This is a genomic window from Erwinia persicina (genome assembly GCF_014838825.1).
Classification (GTDB): domain Bacteria; phylum Pseudomonadota; class Gammaproteobacteria; order Enterobacterales; family Enterobacteriaceae; genus Erwinia; species Erwinia persicina_A.
Map to the genome: position 1 here is coordinate 33776 of NZ_JACYMO010000014.1, position 19357 is coordinate 53132.

Consider the following 19357-nt stretch of genomic DNA (forward strand, 5'->3'; position numbering starts at 1 on the left):
ATTTTGACGATGTTATACGCTGGCTGGCACCCTGTCCGCGACCAGCTGTAAGGCCTTTTCGACGACATCAACGCCCGCGCCCGGTTTATGAGCGTTTTCGCTCAGGTACCGACGCCACTGGCGTGCCCCGGGAATGCCCTGGAACAGGCCCAGCATATGGCGGGTCACATGGCCGAGCCAGGTGCCGTTCGCCAGCTCCCGCTCTATGTACGGATACATCGCCCGCACCACCGCGACAGAGTCCACCATCGGGGCACTGCTGCCGAAAATCATCTGATCCACCTGCCCAAGCAGGCCAGGATTCTGGTAGGCTTCGCGCCCCATCATCACCCCGTCCAGATGTTGTAAATGCAGTCGGGCCTCCTCCAGCGTTTTAACCCCGCCATTAAGCGACAGCGTCAGCTGCGGGAAGTCACGCTTGAGCTGATAAACACGCTCATAGTCGAGCGGCGGGATCTCGCGGTTCTCTTTCGGGCTGAGGCCGGAAAGCCAGGCTTTGCGGGCGTGGATAATAAACGTCTCACAGCCGCCCTGCTCCGCAACGCGCCGGATGAAATCGCACAGGAATTCATAGCTGTCCTGGTCGTCAATGCCGATACGGGTTTTTACCGTAACCGGGATCGATACCACGTCGCGCATCGCCTTGATGCAGTCAGCAACCAGCTGCGCCTCACCCATCAGGCAGGCACCAAAACGGCCATTCTGCACGCGATCCGACGGGCAGCCTACGTTGAGGTTCACCTCGTTGTAGCCCCGCTCTTCAGCCAGCTTCGCACACTGCGCCAGCGCCGCCGGGTCGCTACCGCCCAGTTGCAGGGCGACAGGCTGCTCCTCAGGACTCCAGGCCAGGTAGTCACCTTTGCCGTGTATGATCGCGCCGGTGGTGACCATTTCGGTGTACAGCAGCGTCTGCCGCGTCAGCTGGCGGTGGAAGTAACGACAGTGACGATCGGTCCAGTCGAGCATCGGGGCGATGGAAAAACGATGTGCAGGGTATGTTTCGGTCATGAAAAGCGCTAACTCTGTATCAGAAAAGGGAGGCGATATTGTGCGCAATGATAGCACGGCGGTGGGAGATCCTGTAGCGGATGGCCTTTTTTTCCGGTCGTCCCTGCACAGGCTGCACGGGTTACGCCGACAAAAAGATCGGCCCCTGCGTGACAGAAGGCGGCTGGAAAAGAATAGGACACCGACTGACGGGAAAACAGGCCGGCCTCTGCGTGTGCAAAGGCCGGCCCGCAGCAAAAACGGATCAGAAGGTAAAGTTCAGTTGGGCAACGGCACCCCAGGTGTTGTCTTTACCGACCATTCCCGCCAGATCCAGATGCACCTTGTTAAACGGTAACAGGCCAAAACCGCCGGTGAAAACATCGGTGTCGTTGGACTTCACGTCGGCACGGTAACCGGCACGCAGCTGCAGCCAGTCCAGCAGGCGGTACTCTGCACCCACGGCAGCATACTGGCTGTCATCCTGCGTTTTGAAGCGTTTGGTGGGGGTCAGGTCCACATCCAGCGCGGTGGTCAGGCGCTCGGTATGGAAGGAAACACCGGAGGTCACCAGCGGACGGATCTGGTAGGTATCTTTGTAACCGCTGACTTCTTTGGTATCGATATCCCGTGAGATCAGGTTCTGCGCACTCAGGCCCAGCGTCCAGTTGTCACCCAGGTCGGTTGAGGCCCCGGCATCGATGTTGAAACCAGTGTTGGTGTTTTTGTAGTTGCCGTTGGTGAAGTCGGACTTGTCATAGCTGTAAACCGAGGCGCTGTAGTTATACAGAGTGGTTTTTTGCAGCTTTGGCGTCACGCCCAGTGACACTGGCTGGCCAGCGATATCAAACTCGTGGGCTACCGCAATCCCCATGTCGTAGACGACGGCAGCACGCCCCAGTCCTTCAGAGGTCAGCCTGTCCTGATCCCCCGGCAGCGGGATGCGGGTTCCATCCGCCACTTCCTGTAAATAATCGATATCACTTTGGGTCACATTTGCCACCACTGATGCCGTGCCATAGGCTTTGGTGACAAACGCAAAAGGCAGAACCTCATTCGGCACCGTGACCGCAAACGCCGCCCCGGCCTTTGCCCAGGCTTTTTCGCCCTGGATCTCCCGCAGGCGGTTGGCTAAATCTCCTGCTGCACCCTGCAGGCGTGGAATATCGTTGGGGAAGACAAAGTTATTCGCCAGGTCCTTATATCCATCCACGGCATCCGTCAGATCATCCACTTTATCGACCAGCTTGCCCTTATCGCTGATCTGCGCACCGACAGCAGGCAGAACAATACTCACCGAGTCTTCCGGCAGGGCTTTGGTCATCAGAGCCGGGTTGGCCAGCACTGCCGAACCATAAGAGGACGAGGCCACGCCGGTTCCCCCCATGGCATCATTGCGGGCATCAAAATAGTTACCGGCAGCCAGGCCACTGAGTGGTGCCAGCAGCAGAGCGGGCAAGACGACCGGACGGTAAAAACCGCTGAGTGCATTAAATTTATGTGCCATTGACCCGAAACCCACCATAGATAATGAAAAAGAAAATGCGTAAAAAACGCATAACTGAATGCCTGAATAATGAACATAAAGGCGACATTTCATTGCTGTGAATTAAGAGAAGATGAGTGGGCTTATCAGGTCATTGCCATTTTCTTAATCTGTTATCATGCTAACAGTTGAACGTTCTGCATCTGTTATTCCAATGCCAAACGCAACGAGCCCTATGCAAAAGGTAGACACGAAGCTTAAGCAGCGCAAATAAGATTAGCCCGACTGAATCATTATTGACTGGCCCTGGCACCCGGATGCCAATGGTTAAATTTTCTTTATCTTATGCGCTTATCAGCAATACCATTCTTTTCTGGAGTGCAACCTTTCCTCCCTTCGCCCCGGCGGCTGCCGGAAGGCACGACTCGGTGTTTTGTTACAGATGTGATAAAATAACATCCTGTTATGGCCTGAGGGGGAACAATGAATATGACCAGCGCTGAAAAAATCCTGTCGCAGGCGGAAGCCATCTGTCAGGAACGCAGTGTGCGCCTGACGCCGCAGCGGCTTGAAGTATTGCGGCTGATGAGTGAGCAGAATGGGGCGATCAGTGCCTATGATTTGCTCGATCTTCTGCGCCACTCCGAGCCTCAGGCGAAACCCCCCACCATTTACCGGGCGCTGGATTTTTTGCTGGAACAGGGTTTTATCCACCGCGTGGAGTCGACCAACAGCTATGTTGTCTGCCACCATTTTGAAGAACCCTCGCACACCTCAGCCATGCTGATTTGCGATCGCTGTGGGTCAGTGACGGAACAGCACGCCGATGGGGTGGAAGACATATTGAAATCGCTGGCCCTGAAAACCGGTTTTACCCTGGCTCACAGCGTTATAGAAGCACATGGTTTCTGTCAGCAATGTGGGGAAATCGAAGCCTGCACTCATCCGGATGCGTGCCAGCACGATCATACCGTGCAGGGAAAAAAGCGCGGACGCTAGCAAGAAAAAGTGAAGGACGGTACAGGAAGTACGGGGGGAGAACTGCGGAATAAGGGTTGGCACAGTCCTTGTGCCGGGTAGGAGCCTGGAGCTTAACGTACCGCTGTATTACCAGCGATGGTCGTTACGTGTTTCCCAGTCTTTCAATTCTTTTTCGGCCTGATCTTTCTGATAGCCGTAACGCTCCTGAATTTTACCCACTAACTGATCGCGTTTACCTTCAACCACGGTCAGGTCATCGTCAGTCAGCTTACCCCATTGTTCTTTCACTTTACCTTTAAACTGTTTCCAGTTACCGCCGGCTTCGTCTTTATTCATAATGTGATTCCTCTACCTTGGGTTAAAACAGCTTTAACAGCTCGGAGTTGGGCTGATTAGCCAGATAATTATCTGGTTAATTGCCTGACACAGAGATAATTGTAGTAGAGAAATCGCACTCAAGCCGTAAACACCCTGTCTGTCGTACTGAAAAACCCTAAAAAAAGAGCCAAATCAGTAAGCTGGCGAAGCGGTACCTTACGTAAGAAAATGTTTCAGGGCATAAACCACGTGCCGTTACGCCAGTGCCGCCGCCAGACCGCCCACAGCGTGACACCGCGCAGCAGCAGAAACAGCGTGATAGCCAGCCACAGGCCGTGATTCCCCAGCCAGGGAACGCTGCACAGCGTCAGTCCAAAGCCCAGCGCGGCGACTGCCATACTGTTGCGCATCTCCCTGGCGCGGGTTGCGCCAATGAACATCCCATCCAGCAGATAGCAGCCCACGCCCGCCAGCGGCATCACCACCTGCCACCACAAATACTGGTCGGCAAGCTGGCGCAGCGGTTCAAGGGAGGTCAGTAGCGCGACAATGTGCTCACCCGCCAGGGCATAAAGCAGGGAGAACCCCAGCGCAACCACCAGAGACTGCCGACAGGCCGCATGCCACACGCTCAGTAACTGCCGGCTGTTGCGCGCACCATACGCTTCACCGGAACAGGCTTCCACCGCATAGGCGAAACCGTCCAGCGCGTAAGCAGTGAAAGTAAGAAACATCAGCAGTACGGCATTGACCGCCACGACGTCATTGCCGAGGCGTGCGCCAAACAGGGTCAGCGAGGCAAAGCAGACCTGCAAGAGGAGTGAGCGCAGCATGATGTCGCGGTTCAGACGCAGCAGTCGCGCCACATCTCCCCGCCAGGCCCTTAACATCAGGCGCAGCGACAGACCGCGCATCACCATAACCCGCCATACCAGCAGCAGTCCGACGATCAGACTGGTGTATTCCGCTATTGCCGTTGCCGCTGCGGCCCCCTGCACGCCCCACTTCAGCCTGATGACAAACCAGAGGTCGAGCACGATATTCACCAGATTGCCGACGACCAGCAGGATGACCGGTGCCCGGGCATACTGTACGCCAAGCAGCCAGCCCAAAAGCACAAGATTCGCCAGCGTCGCCGGCGCACTGAGCCAGCGTATTTGCATAAACAGTGCGGCCTGCTGCAGGACGTCATCGCTACCGCCCGTTATCCCGAGCGCCAGGTGCGTAATCGGCTGCTTCAGCACAACAAACAGCAGCCCGGCACAAAGTGCCAGCAGCAGCGGCTGCATCAGCGCACGCGCCAGGGCCTGTTTATCGTTAGCGCCAAAAGCCTGTGCCGTCAGGCCGGTGGTGCTCATGCGTAAAAACAGCAACAGCATAAACAGGAAGCTGGTAATAGTCGTGCCAATCGCGACACCGCCCAGATACGTGGGACTGTCGAGATGGCCAATCACGGCTGTATCGACCAGGCCTAGCAGAGGCACAGTGATATTAGAGAGGATCATCGGCAGGGCGAGCCGCCAGAGGCTTTTATCTGCGGGGGTGAGCAGTGTCATCGGAGTCCATCAGCGAAAAACCCTCACTGACGATGCTGTGCGCCACTTAAGCAGCACACAGCATTTAGCGGGGAGTGAAGTACCGGTTACAGCCAGTTGCCGTTGCGGATCACACCGACAGCCAGGCCTTCGATCGTCAGCGTCTGCTGGCGCAGGTCAACGATGATCGGTTTGAAGTCCGGGTTTTCGGGCAGCAGTTGCACCGTATTTCCCTGCCTTTTCAGACGCTTTACCGTCACTTCATCGTCAATGCGCGCCACCACGACCTGGCCATTGCGCACATCTTCTGTTTTATGCACGGCTAACAGATCGCCGTCCATAATGCCGATGTCTTTCATCGACATTCCGCTGACACGCAGCAGGAAGTCTGCGCCGGGCTTAAACAGGTCAGGGTCAACCTTATAGTGGCCTTCAATATGCTGTTCTGCCAGCAGAGGTTCACCTGCTGCGACACGGCCAATCAGTGGAAGACCGTCTTCTTCTTCCATCATCAGGCGAATACCGCGCGACGCACCGGATACGATCTCAATCACGCCTTTACGCGCTAACGCTTTCAGGTGTTCTTCAGCCGCATTCGGGGAACGGAAACCGAGCTGCGCAGCAATCTCCGCGCGCGTTGGTGGCATGCCGGTTTGATTAATGTGGTCGCGAATCAGGTCATAGACCTGCTGCTGCCTTGCCGTTAGTGCTTTCATCCCGCCCCCTGGTTGTTTATACAGTCGACTGTGAGTATATACAGGTATTTAGACATTGAAAACCTAAAGTTGGGCGAAATGCCGTTTGTGGCGATTTTTGGAAAACTCATCGCAAATGCGGCACTAACAGCATGATCCAGACAAACATGGCCAGCAAGATAGCCAACAGTACCGCCGCAGACCCCATGTCTTTCGCCCGCCCGGCCAGCGGATGAATTTCACTGCCGATACGGTCAACGACGGCTTCGATGGCGCTGTTGAGGATTTCCACAATAATCACCATCACCACCGACCCTATCAGCAACACCCGGGTGACCGCATCGACGTCCAGCCAGACGGCGATGGCAATAGCGATAATGGCCGCCACGGCTTCCTGGCGAAAGGCCGCTTCATGCTGCCAGGCCGCGCGGATGCCTTTCCACGAGTAGCCAGCCGCTTTTATGATTCGTGTCAGTCCGGTGACATTATTTGCCATAATCAGGGAACCCTTTGAGAAGTTTAACGTCAATGAGTGGAACTACAGGTTTTTCAACACCACAGATTCTGTTGGCGCTTTCTGGTATGCTTGCGGCGCTTTGCTAACAAGAGGCTTCATGTTGTCTATGTCAGGTTGGCGTAATTTATATTATAACTTATTGAATCTGCCAGTTAAATTACTGGTAAAAAGTAAGGCAATCCCGGCTGAACCGGTTGCCGAACTGGGGCTTGATACGTCGCGTCCTATTATGTATGTGCTGCCTTATGATTCAAAGGCGGATCTCCTTGCCCTGCGTGAGCAGTGTCGCAAACAGGACCTTCCCGATCCCCTGGAACCGCTGGAGATTGACGGCACGGTCCTGCCCCGTCATGTGTTTATCCATGATGGCCCACGCGTATTCCCGTATTTTGTGCCGAATCTGCAGTCGGTCAAGCTGTTCCACGAATATCTCGACCTGCACCGTAACCATCCCGAACTGGATGTGCAGATGGTGCCGGTATCGGTGATGTTTGGCCGTGCACCTGGCCGCGAAGTTCAGGGTGACGATCAGCCGCATCTGCGGATGCTGAACGGCATTCAGAAATTCTTTGCCGTGCTCTGGTTGGGCCGCGACAGCTTCGTGCGCTTCTCGCCGATGGTGTCACTGCGCCATATGGCGACCGAACACGGCACCGATAAAATCATTGCCCAGAAGCTGGCACGCGTCGCCAGAATGCACTTCGCCCGCCAGCGTCTGGCCGCCGTCGGTCCGCGCCTGCCGGTACGTCAGGACCTGTTCAACAAGCTGCTGCAGTCCAAGGCTATCGCCAAAGCGGTAGAGGATGAGGCACGCAGCAAAAAGATCTCCCATGAAAAAGCCCAGCAGAATGCCGTTGAGCTGATGGAAGAGATCGCCGCTGACTTCTCTTACGAAGCGATTCGCCTGACCGACCGCATCATGGGCTGGACCTGGAGCAAATTATACCAGGGAATCAATGTTAACGGCGGTGAACGTGTGCGGCAGCTGGCGCAGGACGGGCATGAAATTGTCTATGTTCCCTGTCACCGCAGCCACATGGATTACCTGCTTCTCTCCTACGTGCTATATCACCAGGGGCTGGTGCCGCCGCATATCGCCGCCGGTATCAATCTGAACTTCTGGCCTGCCGGTCCGATCTTCCGTCGCCTGGGCGCCTTCTTTATACGGCGTACCTTTAAGGGCAATAAGCTTTATTCCACGGTGTTCCGCGAATACCTGGGTGAACTGTTCACCCGTGGCTATTCCGTTGAGTACTTCGTGGAAGGGGGCCGTTCACGCACGGGCCGCCTGCTGGACCCGAAAACCGGCACGCTGTCGATGACCATCCAGGCGATGCTGCGCGGTGGCAATCGCCCTATTACCCTGGTGCCGATTTATATCGGCTACGAGCACGTGATGGAAGTGGGCACCTACGCGAAAGAGCTGCGCGGCGCGACAAAAGAGAAAGAGGGCTTTATGTCGATGGTGCGCGGGCTGCGTAAGCTGCGCAACCTGGGCCAGGGCTATGTCAACTTTGGTGAACCGCTGCCGCTGATTGCTTACCTGAATAATCAGGTGCCGGAGTGGCGTGATGCTATCGATCCGATTGAGGCGCAGCGCCCGGCATGGTTGACCCCAGCCGTGAACGACATCGCGCAGAAAGTGATGGTGCGGATTAACAATGCCGGGGCGGCCAACGCCATGAACCTGTGCGTGACCGCCCTGCTGGCCTCGCGTCAGCGCTCCATGACCCGTGAACAGCTGACCGAACAGCTCGACTGTTACGTACAGCTGCTGCGCAACGTCCCCTACTCGCCTGACTCAACCGTACCGGATATGACCCCGGAGGCGATGCTGGAACATGCGCTGAGTATGAACAAGTTCGAGCTGGAGCAGGACAGCATCGGTGAGATCGTGGTGCTGCCGCGCGAGCAGGCGGTACTGATGACCTATTACCGCAACAACATTCACCATATGCTGGTGATGCCTTCGCTGATTGCTGCCATCCTGATGCAGCATCGCGAAATCAGCCGCGCCGAACTGCTGCGTCAGGTCACGGTGATTTATCCGATGCTGAAGAGCGAACTGTTCCTGCGCTGGAACAGCGATGAGCTGGCGCAGGTGCTGGACTCACTGGTGGCAGAAATGGCCCGTCAGGGGCTCCTGGTGGCCGAAGAGAGCAGCCTGCGTCTCAGTGCCGGTCGTTTCCGTACCCTGCAGCTGCTGGCAGCGGGCGTTCGTGAAACCCTGCAACGCTATTCAATCACCTTCTCGATTCTCAGCGCAAAACCGGCCATTAACCGGGGAACGCTGGAAAAAGAGAGCCGGACCATGGCACAGCGTCTGTCCGTTCTGCACGGCATTAATGCGCCGGAGTTCTTCGATAAGGCAGTGTTTACGTCGCTGGTGTTAACGCTGCGGGATGAAGGCTATATCAGTGATTCCGGTGATGCCCAGGTTGAACAGACACAGCAGGTGTACCAGCTGCTGGCCGACCTGATCACTCAGGACGTCAGAATGACCATTGAGAGTGCGGTAGAGCTCGACTGATACGACAAGGATAGCAGGCCGATCCCGTAGCGGATCGGCCTTGCCGTTTACCCTCCGATACCCAGTACCACGCCAATAAACAGTACCAATCCTACCCAGTTATTATTCAGAAACGCCTTAAAGCACAGCTCACGACGCCGCCTGGCAATCAGCTTCTGCTGATGGACAAAGAACACCCCTGCTATCAGCACCGACCAGTAAAAGATACCGTTGAGATGCAGCTGCCGGCCCACCAGCGCCATCAGGCACAGCGTGGCCAGCTGAAGCAGGCCAATAATCAGCTTATCGTAACGACCAAAAAGAATGGCGGTGGATTTCACCCCAATCTTCAGGTCGTCATCACGATCAACCATTGCATACTGGGTGTCGTAGGCCACCGTCCAGCAGATATTGGCCAGAAACAGCAGCCAGCAGGTCAGCGGTACGCTCTCGCTGACCGCCGCCCAGCCCATCGGGATCGCCCAGCCAAAGGCCGCACCCAGAACCACCTGCGGCAGATGAGTGTAGCGTTTCATAAACGGATACAGCCAGGCCAGCCCCAGGCCGCCCAGCGACAGCCAGATGGTCATGCTATTCATGGTCAGCACCAGCGCAAAGGAGATCAGCACCAGGCCGGCAAACAGCAGTTTGGCTTCACGCGGGGTCACCGCGCCACTGGGTAGCGGGCGCTCACGGGTGCGCTTTACAAAGCCATCAATTTTTCGGTCAGCAAAATCATTCACCACGCAGCCCGCCGCACGCATGAAAAACACGCCCAGCACAAATACCAGCAGCACGTTAAGCGGTGGTGCCTGCCTTCCTGCCAGCCACAGCGCCCACAGCGTGGGCCACAGCAGCAACAGTGAACCAATCGGTTTATCAATACGCATCAGACGGCTGTAGGCCGCCACCTTACTCATTGGCACGCTCTTCTCCACGCTATGCTCCCCCTTCTGCCGCCACGCTGGCATAGAGCGGGGAGGCAGGTAAAAACAGTTCGGTCAGTAACAGTGGCTTGCCTGACAGACGCAGACGCGAACGCCGGCCCCACAGCGTGTCGCTGTGGCCAACATCAATAAAGTCACGCGTCAGCGTTGAAGAGGCAAAAAGATAGCGGCCCAGCGGTACCGTGCCCAGCTGTTGCAGCTTCTGTTCGGGGCCGTTGAGGGTGGATTCCGGCACCAGCGTGCGGGCGACCAGCCAGGGGACGCCGTCGCCGCAGAGTTCAATTTCCCGCAGCCAGTAACGCGGCTCGGCAGGCAGCAGCACGATATCTTTATCCTCTGCCGCTTCCTGCGCACTGATAAATCCCTCACGCAGCAGGTTCACCGTCACCGCCTGGCAGTGACGCTCAAAGCGACGCGTCATGGAATCGACTTCCATCAGCCAGTCAAGCAGGGGGGCCGTTAACAGAGGGGATGAATCCGGCAGCCAGTTGATCGCGCGCAATTGCGACAGCGCGTTCTCAGCCATAACACTTCTCCGCAAAATCTTCGATGCGTCAGTGTAACGCAGACCCTGGCGGCAAACCTATCAAAGCCGGGCAAATAGCCGTGAATTTATGGCGCGTTTACAGTCTTATTCGCGCTTCAGGCGGTTACTGTTTGCCAGCCACAGGGTGATCACCAGGATCAGGATGGCGATGGCATAAGCCAGGGTATCAAAGGGGTTTTTATGATCGACGATGATCAGGCGAATAATCGCCGTAATGCCGATATAGACAAAGTAGCGCAGCGGGAAATGGTAGCCAGACTGGAAATACTTAATGATCAGCGCGATAAACTCAAAGTAGAGGAAGTAAATCACGATACCTTCGATCAGCAGATAAGACGACGTCTGCTCGCCGGTATTCAGCAGCACGTTACCCAGATGGATGGTCTCTTTGCCAAGAAAGATGATCAGAATGCAGGCCAGCACAATCAGGCCGGTGTTTAAAACCATTTGCAGGGCAAAGGCCAGCCGGGTGGCGGGCGTGTTACGTTCCTGGGACGTCATGATACACCTCAAAGTCACTGTTATCCGTCGGGAATGCCGACGGATAACAATATGCTTGAGTGTGATGCAGATCACAACATTTCGATGAGGCTCACCGCATGACGGGGCGACCGGGAAAAAAGATCGCCCCGCCGTAACGTCGGGATTTAACGGTAATTCGCGTCGCGGTCGGTGGTCATATCGTACAGCTGGTACTTACGACCCAGCATCTGACCGCCATCACGCGTCAGCGGAGTCCAGTTCACCTGCGCACGACCGCGGGTTGGTGACACGCTGAAGACATCCATTGGCACGGAGATATAGAAGCCTTTGGTGAAGTCACCCTCGCCGTACTCTTCCGCAGAAACGTTGGTTTTGGTGGCGTAAGCCCCGACGGTAATACCGCTGTCGAAGCGCTTCGAAATATCCACCGTCACGCCTTTATCTTCCGCCAGGTACTGCCCGACGCTGGCTTTCACCAGCACGTTACGCATAAACCACGGCTGCCAGTAACCAGTAATGTTGCCCACCTTGGCGCTGTAGTCGGTGAACTTCATCATGTTGTCCCAGTCACGCTGTTTGACATAGTTGGCGTCGACCCCCACGGCCCAGCTGGCATCCAGCGGACGATAAAGCACTTCGCCCCCGGCCCCGCCGTACATGGTTTCCAGATAGCCGCCGTACACCTGTCCGTAGAACCCGTTGCCGAGCTCATGCATGTAGTTGGCCTGCAGGTTATTCACATAGACGTTATTTTCAACGTAGTCGCGAATATGGGTACGCACCCGTGGCAGGGAGGAGTCCGCCGGTGCACCGTTGTAATTAAACTTGTCGTAGTTGTTGGCCAGGTTGCCAAACAGGCTGCCGTCCAGCAGCAAGTGGTCCGTCAGCCAGAAGCTGGCGTTCGCCATTACGCCCACCTGGTAAAGGTAGAAGCTTTCCGGCCCACCGACTGACTGGTTGAGCACCGGTGACAGGCTGTAGCTCAGACGGTCGCCGTCGATACGGAAGCCCTGCTCGGTATGTCCCGGATCGCGCGGGTCAACTCGCTGCTGCTGAAGCGTCTCTTCCCGTCCCAGCGGATATCCCGCCAGCTGGCGTTGCAGGCTGCCCACGTTGGTTTCCGTGGTGACCTGTGGCATGTGGCTGCGCGTTTGCGTCACGCGCAGCGTATCCACGCCTTCCGGCAGGTGGTTGGCAAGAATGACGTTGGCGCGGTCGACGCCGCGCTGCGTATCACGGTATTTATACTGCTCCCCGGTGACGGTCATCGTGCTGCCGTCCACCTGAATATTCGGCGCATTCAGACCGGCGTTGTACTTCAGGTCGGTCAGTTGGTTGGCAGTCAGCGTGGGCTCAAGGAAGCGGTCCTGCGGCTGCGGATTGTATTCCGGCTTCGGCGTATCCCGCTGATTCTGGTGCAGATCGTTAAAGTTAGTGCGCAGGGTGAAACCGGCCATAAAGGTGTTGCCACGCTCATAGCTGACGTTCACATCTGCCCAGTCAGTAATCCGGTAGATTGCCCCAACGTTGAACTTGCTTTTCTGCTCCAGACGCCCGGCAAAGTCATCTTTATAATCGTTGCCTTCATACTCCATCTTGAGGCGCAGCGGCTGCCACGGCGTCTGATACTCAATGCCGCCGAAAATAGCCGTTGGTCCTTTAAACATATCGCCACCGCTCACCGACCCGGCAGTGCCGCTGCCCTCTGCACGGTAGCAGTATTTTTCGCTGGCAGAACAGAACGGGTTCTTGACGGTGCCGCTGTTACCGATGTAGCCCCAGCCCATGCCGAGGGTGAAGTCAAACGGCCCCCAGGCCTTGGTGGCCACCAGATATTCACTGTCAAACAGGCCAGTACCGCCGAGGTCACGCGACCCTACGGACACTTCCGGCAGCCAGAAGCCCTCTTCCCACAGGCGCAACTTGAGGTCGAACGCTTTATCTTTGTAGGTCTGATCGCCAGAGAAGCTGGATACGGCGCTGTATTCCCGGGTTTTGACGTCGGTGTAGCGGATGGTGGCCTCCAGCCACGGGAACAGCTGCACCGAGGAGGAGTAAAAGTGGTACTGATCGTTATAGCGGTAGTTAAGGCTGAACTCGCCCTCTTTGGCCATACGCGCGGTCGGCACCTGCATCAGACCCACGCCGCCAAAGTCAGACTGAGACGGGCCAATCGGGTCCGGATACGTAGCAGCCTGAGCCTGGCAGGCACAGGCAACGGAGAGTGACAGCAGGCTGAGAAGATAACGTTTTTTCATCAGTCAGGGATCCGGTGCGTCAGTACAGAAATGATCTGCTGGTTGAGATCGGCATAGGCGGCCGGCAGCGTCCACGAGGAGAAGCCAACGAAGAGGATGCTGCCCGGTTGTGGCTCGTAGTGACGACGGTTCCAGTACGCCACCGGCACGTCGGTCACCTCACCCCCGGGGGAGATCACCTGTGCGATGTTGCGTTCACCGCCGCTCATGCGCGGGTGTGCATCCAGATACTCAACGGCGGAACGTCCCGCTGCCCACGGGGTTTTACCTGCTTTTTCCACCGCCCCCGCCAGGGTAATGGAGGTCGGTTTTGCCAGGGTATACACGCTGTACTCCCCCTGCAGCGTGCGGTTGGCCTGGGGACGTAACCGTACCCAGTCCGGGTCCAGATTGACCTTCTGCCGCCCTGTCACCTTCATTCCGGCAATTTGCTGGCGCACGTTTTCAACCACGGCGGCCTGTTGCGCATCATTGTCGCTTTTCAGTGCATCGCGCCAGGCCTGAAGCCGCGCCAGCAGCTGTTGCTGCTGCTGTACTGCGACAGCGGTCGCCTGTCGTTCAGCGATCACCGTTCCCGGCCACCACGTTTTTTCCATCAGTGCCGGGCTGGTGACCAGCTGTGACAGATTCGCCGCGTGGGCAACCACAACCGGCTGCGTCTGCCCGGGATAAAAGATATTCACCCGGCCATCGGCCTGAGCGTGCAGCGACAGCGATGCCACCATCCCTGCGAGAATAAGGGTTAATTTTTTCATGATTTCGCAGGCTTCAGAATGGTGAATTCAACAGGAAGGTAGTCGGCTCCCAGCGTCTGCCGTGCCTGACGCACCTGCCCGCTGGACATATCTACCCAAAACGTATTGCGCCACGAACGGCCATTTTCCGCCGTCGTTACCTCTTCCTGCCAGACGCGACAGGCAACAGCCTGCCCGCCAATTTGCAGCACCTCGTCTTTCCCCCGCGTGAAGTGGGAAACCGCCGTGTCCGCCTGAGGTTTACCGTCCTGCGTCCAGCTGAGCGTTCGGGTCCAGCTGGCACCCTCGGTCAGGCGCAGCGCATCACGCAGCGGGTCGTTTTCCAGCTGACTGACGTCATTGAGGTTATCCGCCAGGCCCAGGGTTTTGACCAGGCGACCGTGCCGGGTGACCAGCATCGCTTTATCGCGCGTGATCCATTTCTGCTGTCCGTCTTCATTGAAGCCCAGCACCACAAAGATCTGCTGGCCGCCGTTGACCCGCAGGTACATGCTGGCATAAGGCATCGCGTCGATTTGTTCGTTAGTCATCTGGATGTCGTCAGCGCCGAGAAAGGCCAGCTTGACGGTTTCACCCAATCCTTTTTGCGTTTGTGTACAGGCCTGAAGCAGCAGGCAGAGCAGCAGAAGTGGTAGGTTTCGCAACTGTGAGTGTCCCTGAGCAAAGGAGAACAAGGCGGAAAATAACCACACAAATGTGTGGTTATGATTAATTTTTGTACTTAGCGGGTCGTGCCTGTGGTGGTGGTGGTCGTGGTTCCGGTGTTGGAACCATTTCCGCCGCTGCTTGCGGCCAGCGCAATGCCAGCCAGCGCGCCAACGGCACCAATACCCACAGCAGTTGTCGCACCAGCTGACATTGAACCTGCATCAGCACCAGCAGCAGCACCGGCTTCCACCGGTGGAGCGCCAGCAGCTTCAGCGGCAAACGCGCCAGTTGCACTCGCTAAGTACACTATGGCTGCAGTAGCCCATATGACTTTTTTCATCACACTTTCCCTTCATTAAATGAATGGATACCAGGACCTGGATGGTGCCTAGCGACTCCAGTATGAGGAATTAATTTCCAGAAAGCAGCGCAGCGGGCGGAACGTCATGGCATGGCGAGGCGTGTTGATAAAACCCTAAAAAAAGGTTAAGTGTTAACACATATGACTGAGAAAAGTCGATTAACAGAGATTAATACCAATGTTTACTGGATTCGGGGGAAGTGCGGCTTAAAATGGCGGGTAGTGAGGATTAGCGTGACGTTGCATGATTAAGTTGCAAAATTATTTGAATAAAACATTAAAAATCAGAGAGATAATTGATAGGTTATTCGTGTTTTTATACCATTAATGCGCCATTTATTTAAGAATTATCTGCCTCGAAATACGATCTTTTACGATGCTTTTAGGAATAAGCCCATCCCTGACCCGGCCACTTTACTCATCTTTGGGGTGGAAAAAAGGCCACAGAATCAGCCGGGGGAGAGCCGCCCGGCCTCCGCAGTGCAATGGTGAGAAAAACACGGCACTGTCAACCAGGTCCAGTTATTTCCAGAAAATAAAAAACCCCCAGAAATCGGGGGTCAGCGCCGGACACCGTGCCGGTCAATGCGACGGGGCGGCAGGTGAAAAGCCGCCCACGCCCCTGGCGGTTAGCGCCAGGATTTATAACGATTGATCAGACCGTTGGTCGAACTGTCATGACTGTCGACCGGCTCCGCACTCGCCAGCTCTGGCAGGATGCGGTTAGCCAGCTGTTTGCCCAGCTCAACGCCCCACTGGTCGAAGGTGAAGATGTTAAGAATAGCGCCCTGAGTGAAGATCTTATGCTCGTAAAGGGCAATCAGCGCACCCAGGCTGTACGGCGTGATGTCACGCAGCAGGATGGAGTTCGTCGGACGGTTACCCTCAAACACTTTATACGGCGCGACGTGTTCGACGGACTGCGCGTCCTGTCCGGCATCGGCAAACTCCTTTTCTACCACTTCACGCGATTTGCCAAACGCCAGCGCTTCGGTCTGCGCAAAGAAGTTCGACAGCAGCTTGCTGTGATGATCGCCCAGTTTGTTATGGGAGACCGCAGGCGCGATAAAGTCACACGGCACCAGTTTGGTGCCCTGGTGGATCAGCTGATAAAACGCGTGCTGACCATTAGTGCCAGGTTCGCCCCAGATGATCGGGCCGGTCTGGTAAGTCACCGGGTGCCCGGCGCGGTCAACGTATTTACCGTTAGACTCCATGTTGCCCTGCTGGAAGTACGCAGAAAAACGATGCATATACTGGTCGTAAGGCAGGATGGCTTCGGTTTCTGCACCGAAGAAGTTGTTGTACCAGATGCCAATCAGCGCCAGCAGGATCGGCAGGTTTTTCTCCTCCGGCGTATCGGCAAAGTGGCGATCCATCGCATGCGCACCGTCCAGCAGCTTTTCGAAGTTTTCGAAGCCAACGGAAAGGATGATAGACAGGCCAATAGCCGACCACAGGGAATAACGGCCACCGACCCAGTCCCAGAATTCGAACATGTTGTCGGTATCAATACCAAACTCAGCGACGGCTTTGCCGTTGGTCGACAGCGCAGCAAAGTGCTTCGCTACGTCTTCCTGATGACCCGAGGTCAGGAACCAGTCGCGCGCGCTGTGGGCGTTGGTCATGGTTTCCTGTGTGGTGAAGGTTTTTGATGCCACGAGGAACAGGGTGGTTTCCGGGCTCAGGGTCTTCAACGTTTCGGCAATGTGCGTGCCGTCCACGTTGGAGACAAAGTGCATATTGAGGTGGTTTTTAAACGGACGCAGCGCTTCGGTGACCATAAACGGTCCCAGATCTGATCCGCCGATGCCGATGTTGACCACGTCGGTGATCGGTTTGCCGGTGAAACCTTTCCACTCGCCGCCGATAATACGCTCAGAGAAGCCTTTCATCTTCTGCAGCACGGCGTTCACTTCCGGCATGACGTCTTTGCCGTCAACCACGATCGGGGTGTTGCTGCGGTTACGCAGGGCCACGTGCAGGACCGCGCGATCTTCCGTGCGGTTGATCTTTTCCCCAGAGAACATCGACTTGATTGCGCCCTGCAGGTCGGTCTCTTTGGCCAGCGCCAGCAGTTTATCGAGGGTTTCGCGGTTGATGCGGTTTTTCGAAAAGTCCACCAGCATCTGATCGTCGAACGTGGCAGAGAAGGCAGCAAACCGGTCGGCATCGTTAGCGAAAAGGTCAGCAATCTGAACATCTTTCATTTGTTCATAATGCTGGATCAGTGCCTGCCAGGCAGCGGTTTGTGTCGGATTGATATTTTTCATAGCAACACTCTTTTTATTTAAGAACAGTCAGTCAGACCGGACGATATCTTACCTGTTACGGGCGTTCGGCTCCCCTCTTCCTGCAACAGGTTACAGCTATCATCCCGCCACGATTCGGTATCCGGCGGTGCGGACGATCCCGCCAGGGGATATAAGTATGACTATTCATACCCTTTTCCGGGTAAAAATTATAGCCCGGACATGGCTTATAAGAATTGACGCTTAGGGTCTAAACGGTGATTTTTGTAGCAAAAGTGATTAGCGTGGGTGATACCGTACCGATCATAACGAAAATGAATAATCATCGGCCGACAGGCGTTGACAGCCGCACCATAACCCGATATTCCTATGCGCAACTTATGCACCGCATAAGCCAGAAGAGGCGCGTCGCCCAGGCAGTGTGTTGGAGGAACCGTATCCTTTGATAACGCATGATGGGGAGCGACGCCGAGGTATTAACCACACGGAGTGGGGCATATCGACCGCAGGGGCTGAATCCTCTGGGTTGTCACCAGCAACGTCCGGTAGTCGGGCGGCGAGGTGGGGCGCTTCTGGGTGACGCGTAGCCTTTCTTCTACGTCCTCTCCCGTTGCGTTCTTCCCTTGTGCCAAGCTGATGGAATAAATCCTGACACGAAGGTAGTCATCGTAATGTCTCAAAATCTGATCGTGGCGAAATTTGGCGGCACCAGTGTCGCTGACTACACAGCTATGAACCGCAGCGCCGATGTGGTGCTGTCTAATCCCGATGTGCGTCTGGTTGTCCTGTCTGCCTCCGCAGGCGTCACCAATCTGCTGGTTGAGCTGGCGGCGGGCCAGCTACAGGAGCAACGTGCGTTCCTGCTGGACGAGATCCGCCGAATTCAGTACGCCATTATCGACGCGCTGGATCAGCCCGCGGTGATCCGTGACGAAATCGACCGCATGCTGGAAAACATCACCATGCTGTCCGAAGCCGCCGCGCTGGCCACCTCGACCGCTCTGACCGATGAACTGGTCAGCCACGGTGAACTGATGTCGACGCTGCTGTTCGTTGAGATCCTGCGCCAGCGTGACGTGGCGGCAGAATGGTTTGACGTGCGAAAAGTGATGCGCACCAATGACCGTTTTGGCCGAGCCGAGCCGGACGTCAGCATGCTGTCCGGGCTGGCCGCCAGCCAGCTGCAACCCCGCATTGCGGAAGCGCTGGTCATCACCCAGGGCTTTATTGGCAGTGAAGAGCAAGGCCGCACCACCACGCTGGGCCGTGGCGGCAGCGACTATACCGCTGCGCTACTGGGTGAAGCGCTGCATGCGCAACGGATTGATATCTGGACCGATGTACCGGGTATCTACACTACCGACCCGCGCGTGGTGCCTGCCGCGAAACGGATTGATGTCATTACCTTCGAAGAAGCCGCTGAAATGGCGACCTTTGGTGCCAAAGTGCTGCACCCTGCTACGCTGTTGCCGGCAGTACGCCGTGATATCCCGGTGTTTGTGGGCTCCAGCAAGGATCCGGCGGCGGGCGGTACCATTGTCAGTAATAAAACAGAGAACCCGCCGCTGTTCCGTGCGCTGGCCCTGCGCCGCAAGCAGACCCTGTTAACCCTGCACAGCCTGAGTATGCTGCACACCCACGGCTTCCTCGCCGAGCTGTTCAGCATTCTGGCGCGCCATCAAATCTCGGTCGATCTGATCACCACCTCAGAAGTGAGCGTGGCGCTGACGCTGGATACCACCGGTTCAACCTCGACGGGGGCCAGTCTGCTGACCCAGGCCCTGCTGACTGAACTTTCTTCGCTGTGCCGGGTGGAAGTGGAAGAGAACCTGGCGTTAATTGCCATTATCGGCAACAAGCTCTCGCAGGCCTGCGGCGTGGGTAAAGAGGTGTTTGGCGTCCTGGATCCGTTTAACCTGCGCATGATCTGCTACGGGGCCAGCAGCTATAACCTCTGCTTCCTGGTGCCCGGTAACGACGCTGAAAAAGTCGTGCAGACGCTGCATCACAATCTGTTCGAGTAATTGCAAAACCGGGCCAGGCCCGGTTTTTTTTCGCCGGACGCAGTAGAAGAACGC

Annotated in this window: 17 protein-coding genes and 1 riboswitch; of the genes, 3 read left to right on the forward strand and 14 right to left on the reverse strand. The window is 56.3% G+C overall.

Annotated elements, in window-relative coordinates; genetic code table 11:
* Positions 1–12 precede the first annotated feature (12 nt).
* Together dusA and IFU29_RS20975 are read right to left on the reverse strand one after the other, a co-directional pair.
* Complete coding sequence (gene dusA, locus IFU29_RS20970; protein ID WP_137270012.1) at positions 13–1008, reverse strand: tRNA dihydrouridine(20/20a) synthase DusA; 996 nt, start codon at positions 1006–1008, stop codon at positions 13–15.
* Between the two features lie 244 nt (positions 1009–1252).
* Entirely contained in the window at positions 1253–2494 is a 1242-nt protein-coding gene (locus tag IFU29_RS20975) for a conjugal transfer protein TraF (protein ID WP_191935620.1), read from the reverse strand.
* A 468-nt stretch (positions 2495–2962) separates the two neighbouring features.
* Between IFU29_RS20975 and zur the strand changes: the two genes are divergently transcribed.
* Positions 2963–3472, forward strand: coding sequence for a zinc uptake transcriptional repressor Zur (gene zur, locus IFU29_RS20980; RefSeq protein ID WP_137270010.1), 510 nt, complete (start codon positions 2963–2965; stop codon positions 3470–3472).
* Positions 3473–3580: 108 nt separating this feature from the next.
* On the opposite strand, the gene IFU29_RS20985 is transcribed toward zur, so the two are convergent.
* The 4 genes from IFU29_RS20985 to IFU29_RS21000 form a co-directional block, all read right to left on the reverse strand.
* Positions 3581–3790 (reverse strand): CsbD family protein, encoded by a 210-nt coding sequence (locus IFU29_RS20985; protein WP_048917572.1) that lies wholly within the window; start codon positions 3788–3790, stop codon positions 3581–3583.
* 215 nt (positions 3791–4005) lie between these two features.
* On the reverse strand, positions 4006–5328 hold the full coding sequence (gene dinF / locus IFU29_RS20990) for an MATE family efflux transporter DinF (protein ID WP_191935621.1): 1323 nt from the start codon (positions 5326–5328) through the stop codon (positions 4006–4008).
* A gap of 86 nt (positions 5329–5414) precedes the next feature.
* The gene (gene lexA / locus IFU29_RS20995) at positions 5415–6023 is read right to left on the reverse strand and encodes a transcriptional repressor LexA (RefSeq protein WP_062748337.1); all 609 of its coding nucleotides are present in this window, start codon (positions 6021–6023) and stop codon (positions 5415–5417) included.
* Positions 6024–6129: 106 nt separating this feature from the next.
* Complete coding sequence (locus IFU29_RS21000) at positions 6130–6498, reverse strand: diacylglycerol kinase (protein ID WP_062748339.1); 369 nt, start codon at positions 6496–6498, stop codon at positions 6130–6132.
* 127 nt (positions 6499–6625) lie between these two features.
* Here IFU29_RS21000 and plsB point away from each other — a divergent pair, with 127 nt between their 5' ends.
* On the forward strand, positions 6626–9049 hold the full coding sequence (gene plsB / locus IFU29_RS21005; protein ID WP_062748385.1) for a glycerol-3-phosphate 1-O-acyltransferase PlsB: 2424 nt from the start codon (positions 6626–6628) through the stop codon (positions 9047–9049).
* Positions 9050–9096: 47 nt separating this feature from the next.
* On the opposite strand, the gene ubiA is transcribed toward plsB, so the two are convergent.
* The 8 genes from ubiA to pgi all read right to left on the reverse strand — a co-directional run bounded on the left by ubiA (position 9097) and on the right by pgi (position 17300).
* Complete coding sequence (gene ubiA, locus IFU29_RS21010) at positions 9097–9966, reverse strand: 4-hydroxybenzoate octaprenyltransferase (RefSeq protein ID WP_191935622.1); 870 nt, start codon at positions 9964–9966, stop codon at positions 9097–9099.
* Between the two features lies 1 nt (position 9967).
* Positions 9968–10501 (reverse strand): chorismate lyase, encoded by a 534-nt coding sequence (gene ubiC, locus IFU29_RS21015; RefSeq protein ID WP_191928029.1) that lies wholly within the window; start codon positions 10499–10501, stop codon positions 9968–9970.
* A gap of 105 nt (positions 10502–10606) precedes the next feature.
* On the reverse strand, positions 10607–11023 hold the full coding sequence (gene psiE / locus IFU29_RS21020) for a phosphate-starvation-inducible protein PsiE (protein ID WP_062748345.1): 417 nt from the start codon (positions 11021–11023) through the stop codon (positions 10607–10609).
* 146 nt (positions 11024–11169) lie between these two features.
* Positions 11170–13263, reverse strand: coding sequence for a YjbH domain-containing protein (locus tag IFU29_RS21025; RefSeq protein WP_191935623.1), 2094 nt, complete (start codon positions 13261–13263; stop codon positions 11170–11172).
* The gene (locus IFU29_RS21030; protein ID WP_191935624.1) at positions 13263–14018 is read right to left on the reverse strand and encodes a capsule biosynthesis GfcC D2 domain-containing protein; all 756 of its coding nucleotides are present in this window, start codon (positions 14016–14018) and stop codon (positions 13263–13265) included. The genes IFU29_RS21025 and IFU29_RS21030 overlap by 1 nt, the downstream gene beginning before the upstream one ends.
* Positions 14015–14662 carry a YjbF family lipoprotein gene (locus IFU29_RS21035; RefSeq protein WP_062748351.1) on the reverse strand — a complete coding sequence of 216 codons (648 nt, stop codon included), beginning with the start codon at positions 14660–14662 and terminating at the stop codon, positions 14015–14017. Before IFU29_RS21035 ends, IFU29_RS21030 begins: the two co-directional genes overlap by 4 nt.
* 77 nt (positions 14663–14739) lie before the next feature.
* Complete coding sequence (yjbE, locus tag IFU29_RS21040) at positions 14740–15006, reverse strand: exopolysaccharide production protein YjbE (RefSeq protein WP_191935625.1); 267 nt, start codon at positions 15004–15006, stop codon at positions 14740–14742.
* A gap of 650 nt (positions 15007–15656) precedes the next feature.
* Entirely contained in the window at positions 15657–17300 is a 1644-nt protein-coding gene (pgi, locus tag IFU29_RS21045; protein WP_191935626.1) for a glucose-6-phosphate isomerase, read from the reverse strand.
* Positions 17301–17669: 369 nt separating this feature from the next.
* A riboswitch (Lysine riboswitch) is annotated at positions 17670–17859 on the forward strand.
* Positions 17860–17950: 91 nt separating this feature from the next.
* Here pgi and lysC point away from each other — a divergent pair.
* Positions 17951–19303 (forward strand): lysine-sensitive aspartokinase 3, encoded by a 1353-nt coding sequence (lysC, locus tag IFU29_RS21050; RefSeq protein WP_191935627.1) that lies wholly within the window; start codon positions 17951–17953, stop codon positions 19301–19303.
* Positions 19304–19357 lie beyond the last annotated feature (54 nt).

Coding starts and splice junctions, on each gene's coding strand:
- dusA (WP_137270012.1), bottom strand. CDS start 1,008: ATGACCGAAACATACCCTGCACATCGTTTTTCCATCGCCCCGATGCTC.
- IFU29_RS20975 (WP_191935620.1), bottom strand. CDS start 2,494: ATGGCACATAAATTTAATGCACTCAGCGGTTTTTACCGTCCGGTCGTC.
- zur (WP_137270010.1), top strand. CDS start 2,963: ATGACCAGCGCTGAAAAAATCCTGTCGCAGGCGGAAGCCATCTGTCAG.
- IFU29_RS20985 (WP_048917572.1), bottom strand. CDS start 3,790: ATGAATAAAGACGAAGCCGGCGGTAACTGGAAACAGTTTAAAGGTAAA.
- dinF (WP_191935621.1), bottom strand. CDS start 5,328: ATGACACTGCTCACCCCCGCAGATAAAAGCCTCTGGCGGCTCGCCCTG.
- lexA (WP_062748337.1), bottom strand. CDS start 6,023: ATGAAAGCACTAACGGCAAGGCAGCAGCAGGTCTATGACCTGATTCGC.
- IFU29_RS21000 (WP_062748339.1), bottom strand. CDS start 6,498: ATGGCAAATAATGTCACCGGACTGACACGAATCATAAAAGCGGCTGGC.
- plsB (WP_062748385.1), top strand. CDS start 6,626: ATGTCAGGTTGGCGTAATTTATATTATAACTTATTGAATCTGCCAGTT.
- ubiC (WP_191928029.1), bottom strand. CDS start 10,501: ATGGCTGAGAACGCGCTGTCGCAATTGCGCGCGATCAACTGGCTGCCG.
- psiE (WP_062748345.1), bottom strand. CDS start 11,023: ATGACGTCCCAGGAACGTAACACGCCCGCCACCCGGCTGGCCTTTGCC.
- IFU29_RS21025 (WP_191935623.1), bottom strand. CDS start 13,263: ATGAAAAAACGTTATCTTCTCAGCCTGCTGTCACTCTCCGTTGCCTGT.
- IFU29_RS21030 (WP_191935624.1), bottom strand. CDS start 14,018: ATGAAAAAATTAACCCTTATTCTCGCAGGGATGGTGGCATCGCTGTCG.
- yjbE (WP_191935625.1), bottom strand. CDS start 15,006: ATGAAAAAAGTCATATGGGCTACTGCAGCCATAGTGTACTTAGCGAGT.
- pgi (WP_191935626.1), bottom strand. CDS start 17,300: ATGAAAAATATCAATCCGACACAAACCGCTGCCTGGCAGGCACTGATC.
- lysC (WP_191935627.1), top strand. CDS start 17,951: ATGTCTCAAAATCTGATCGTGGCGAAATTTGGCGGCACCAGTGTCGCT.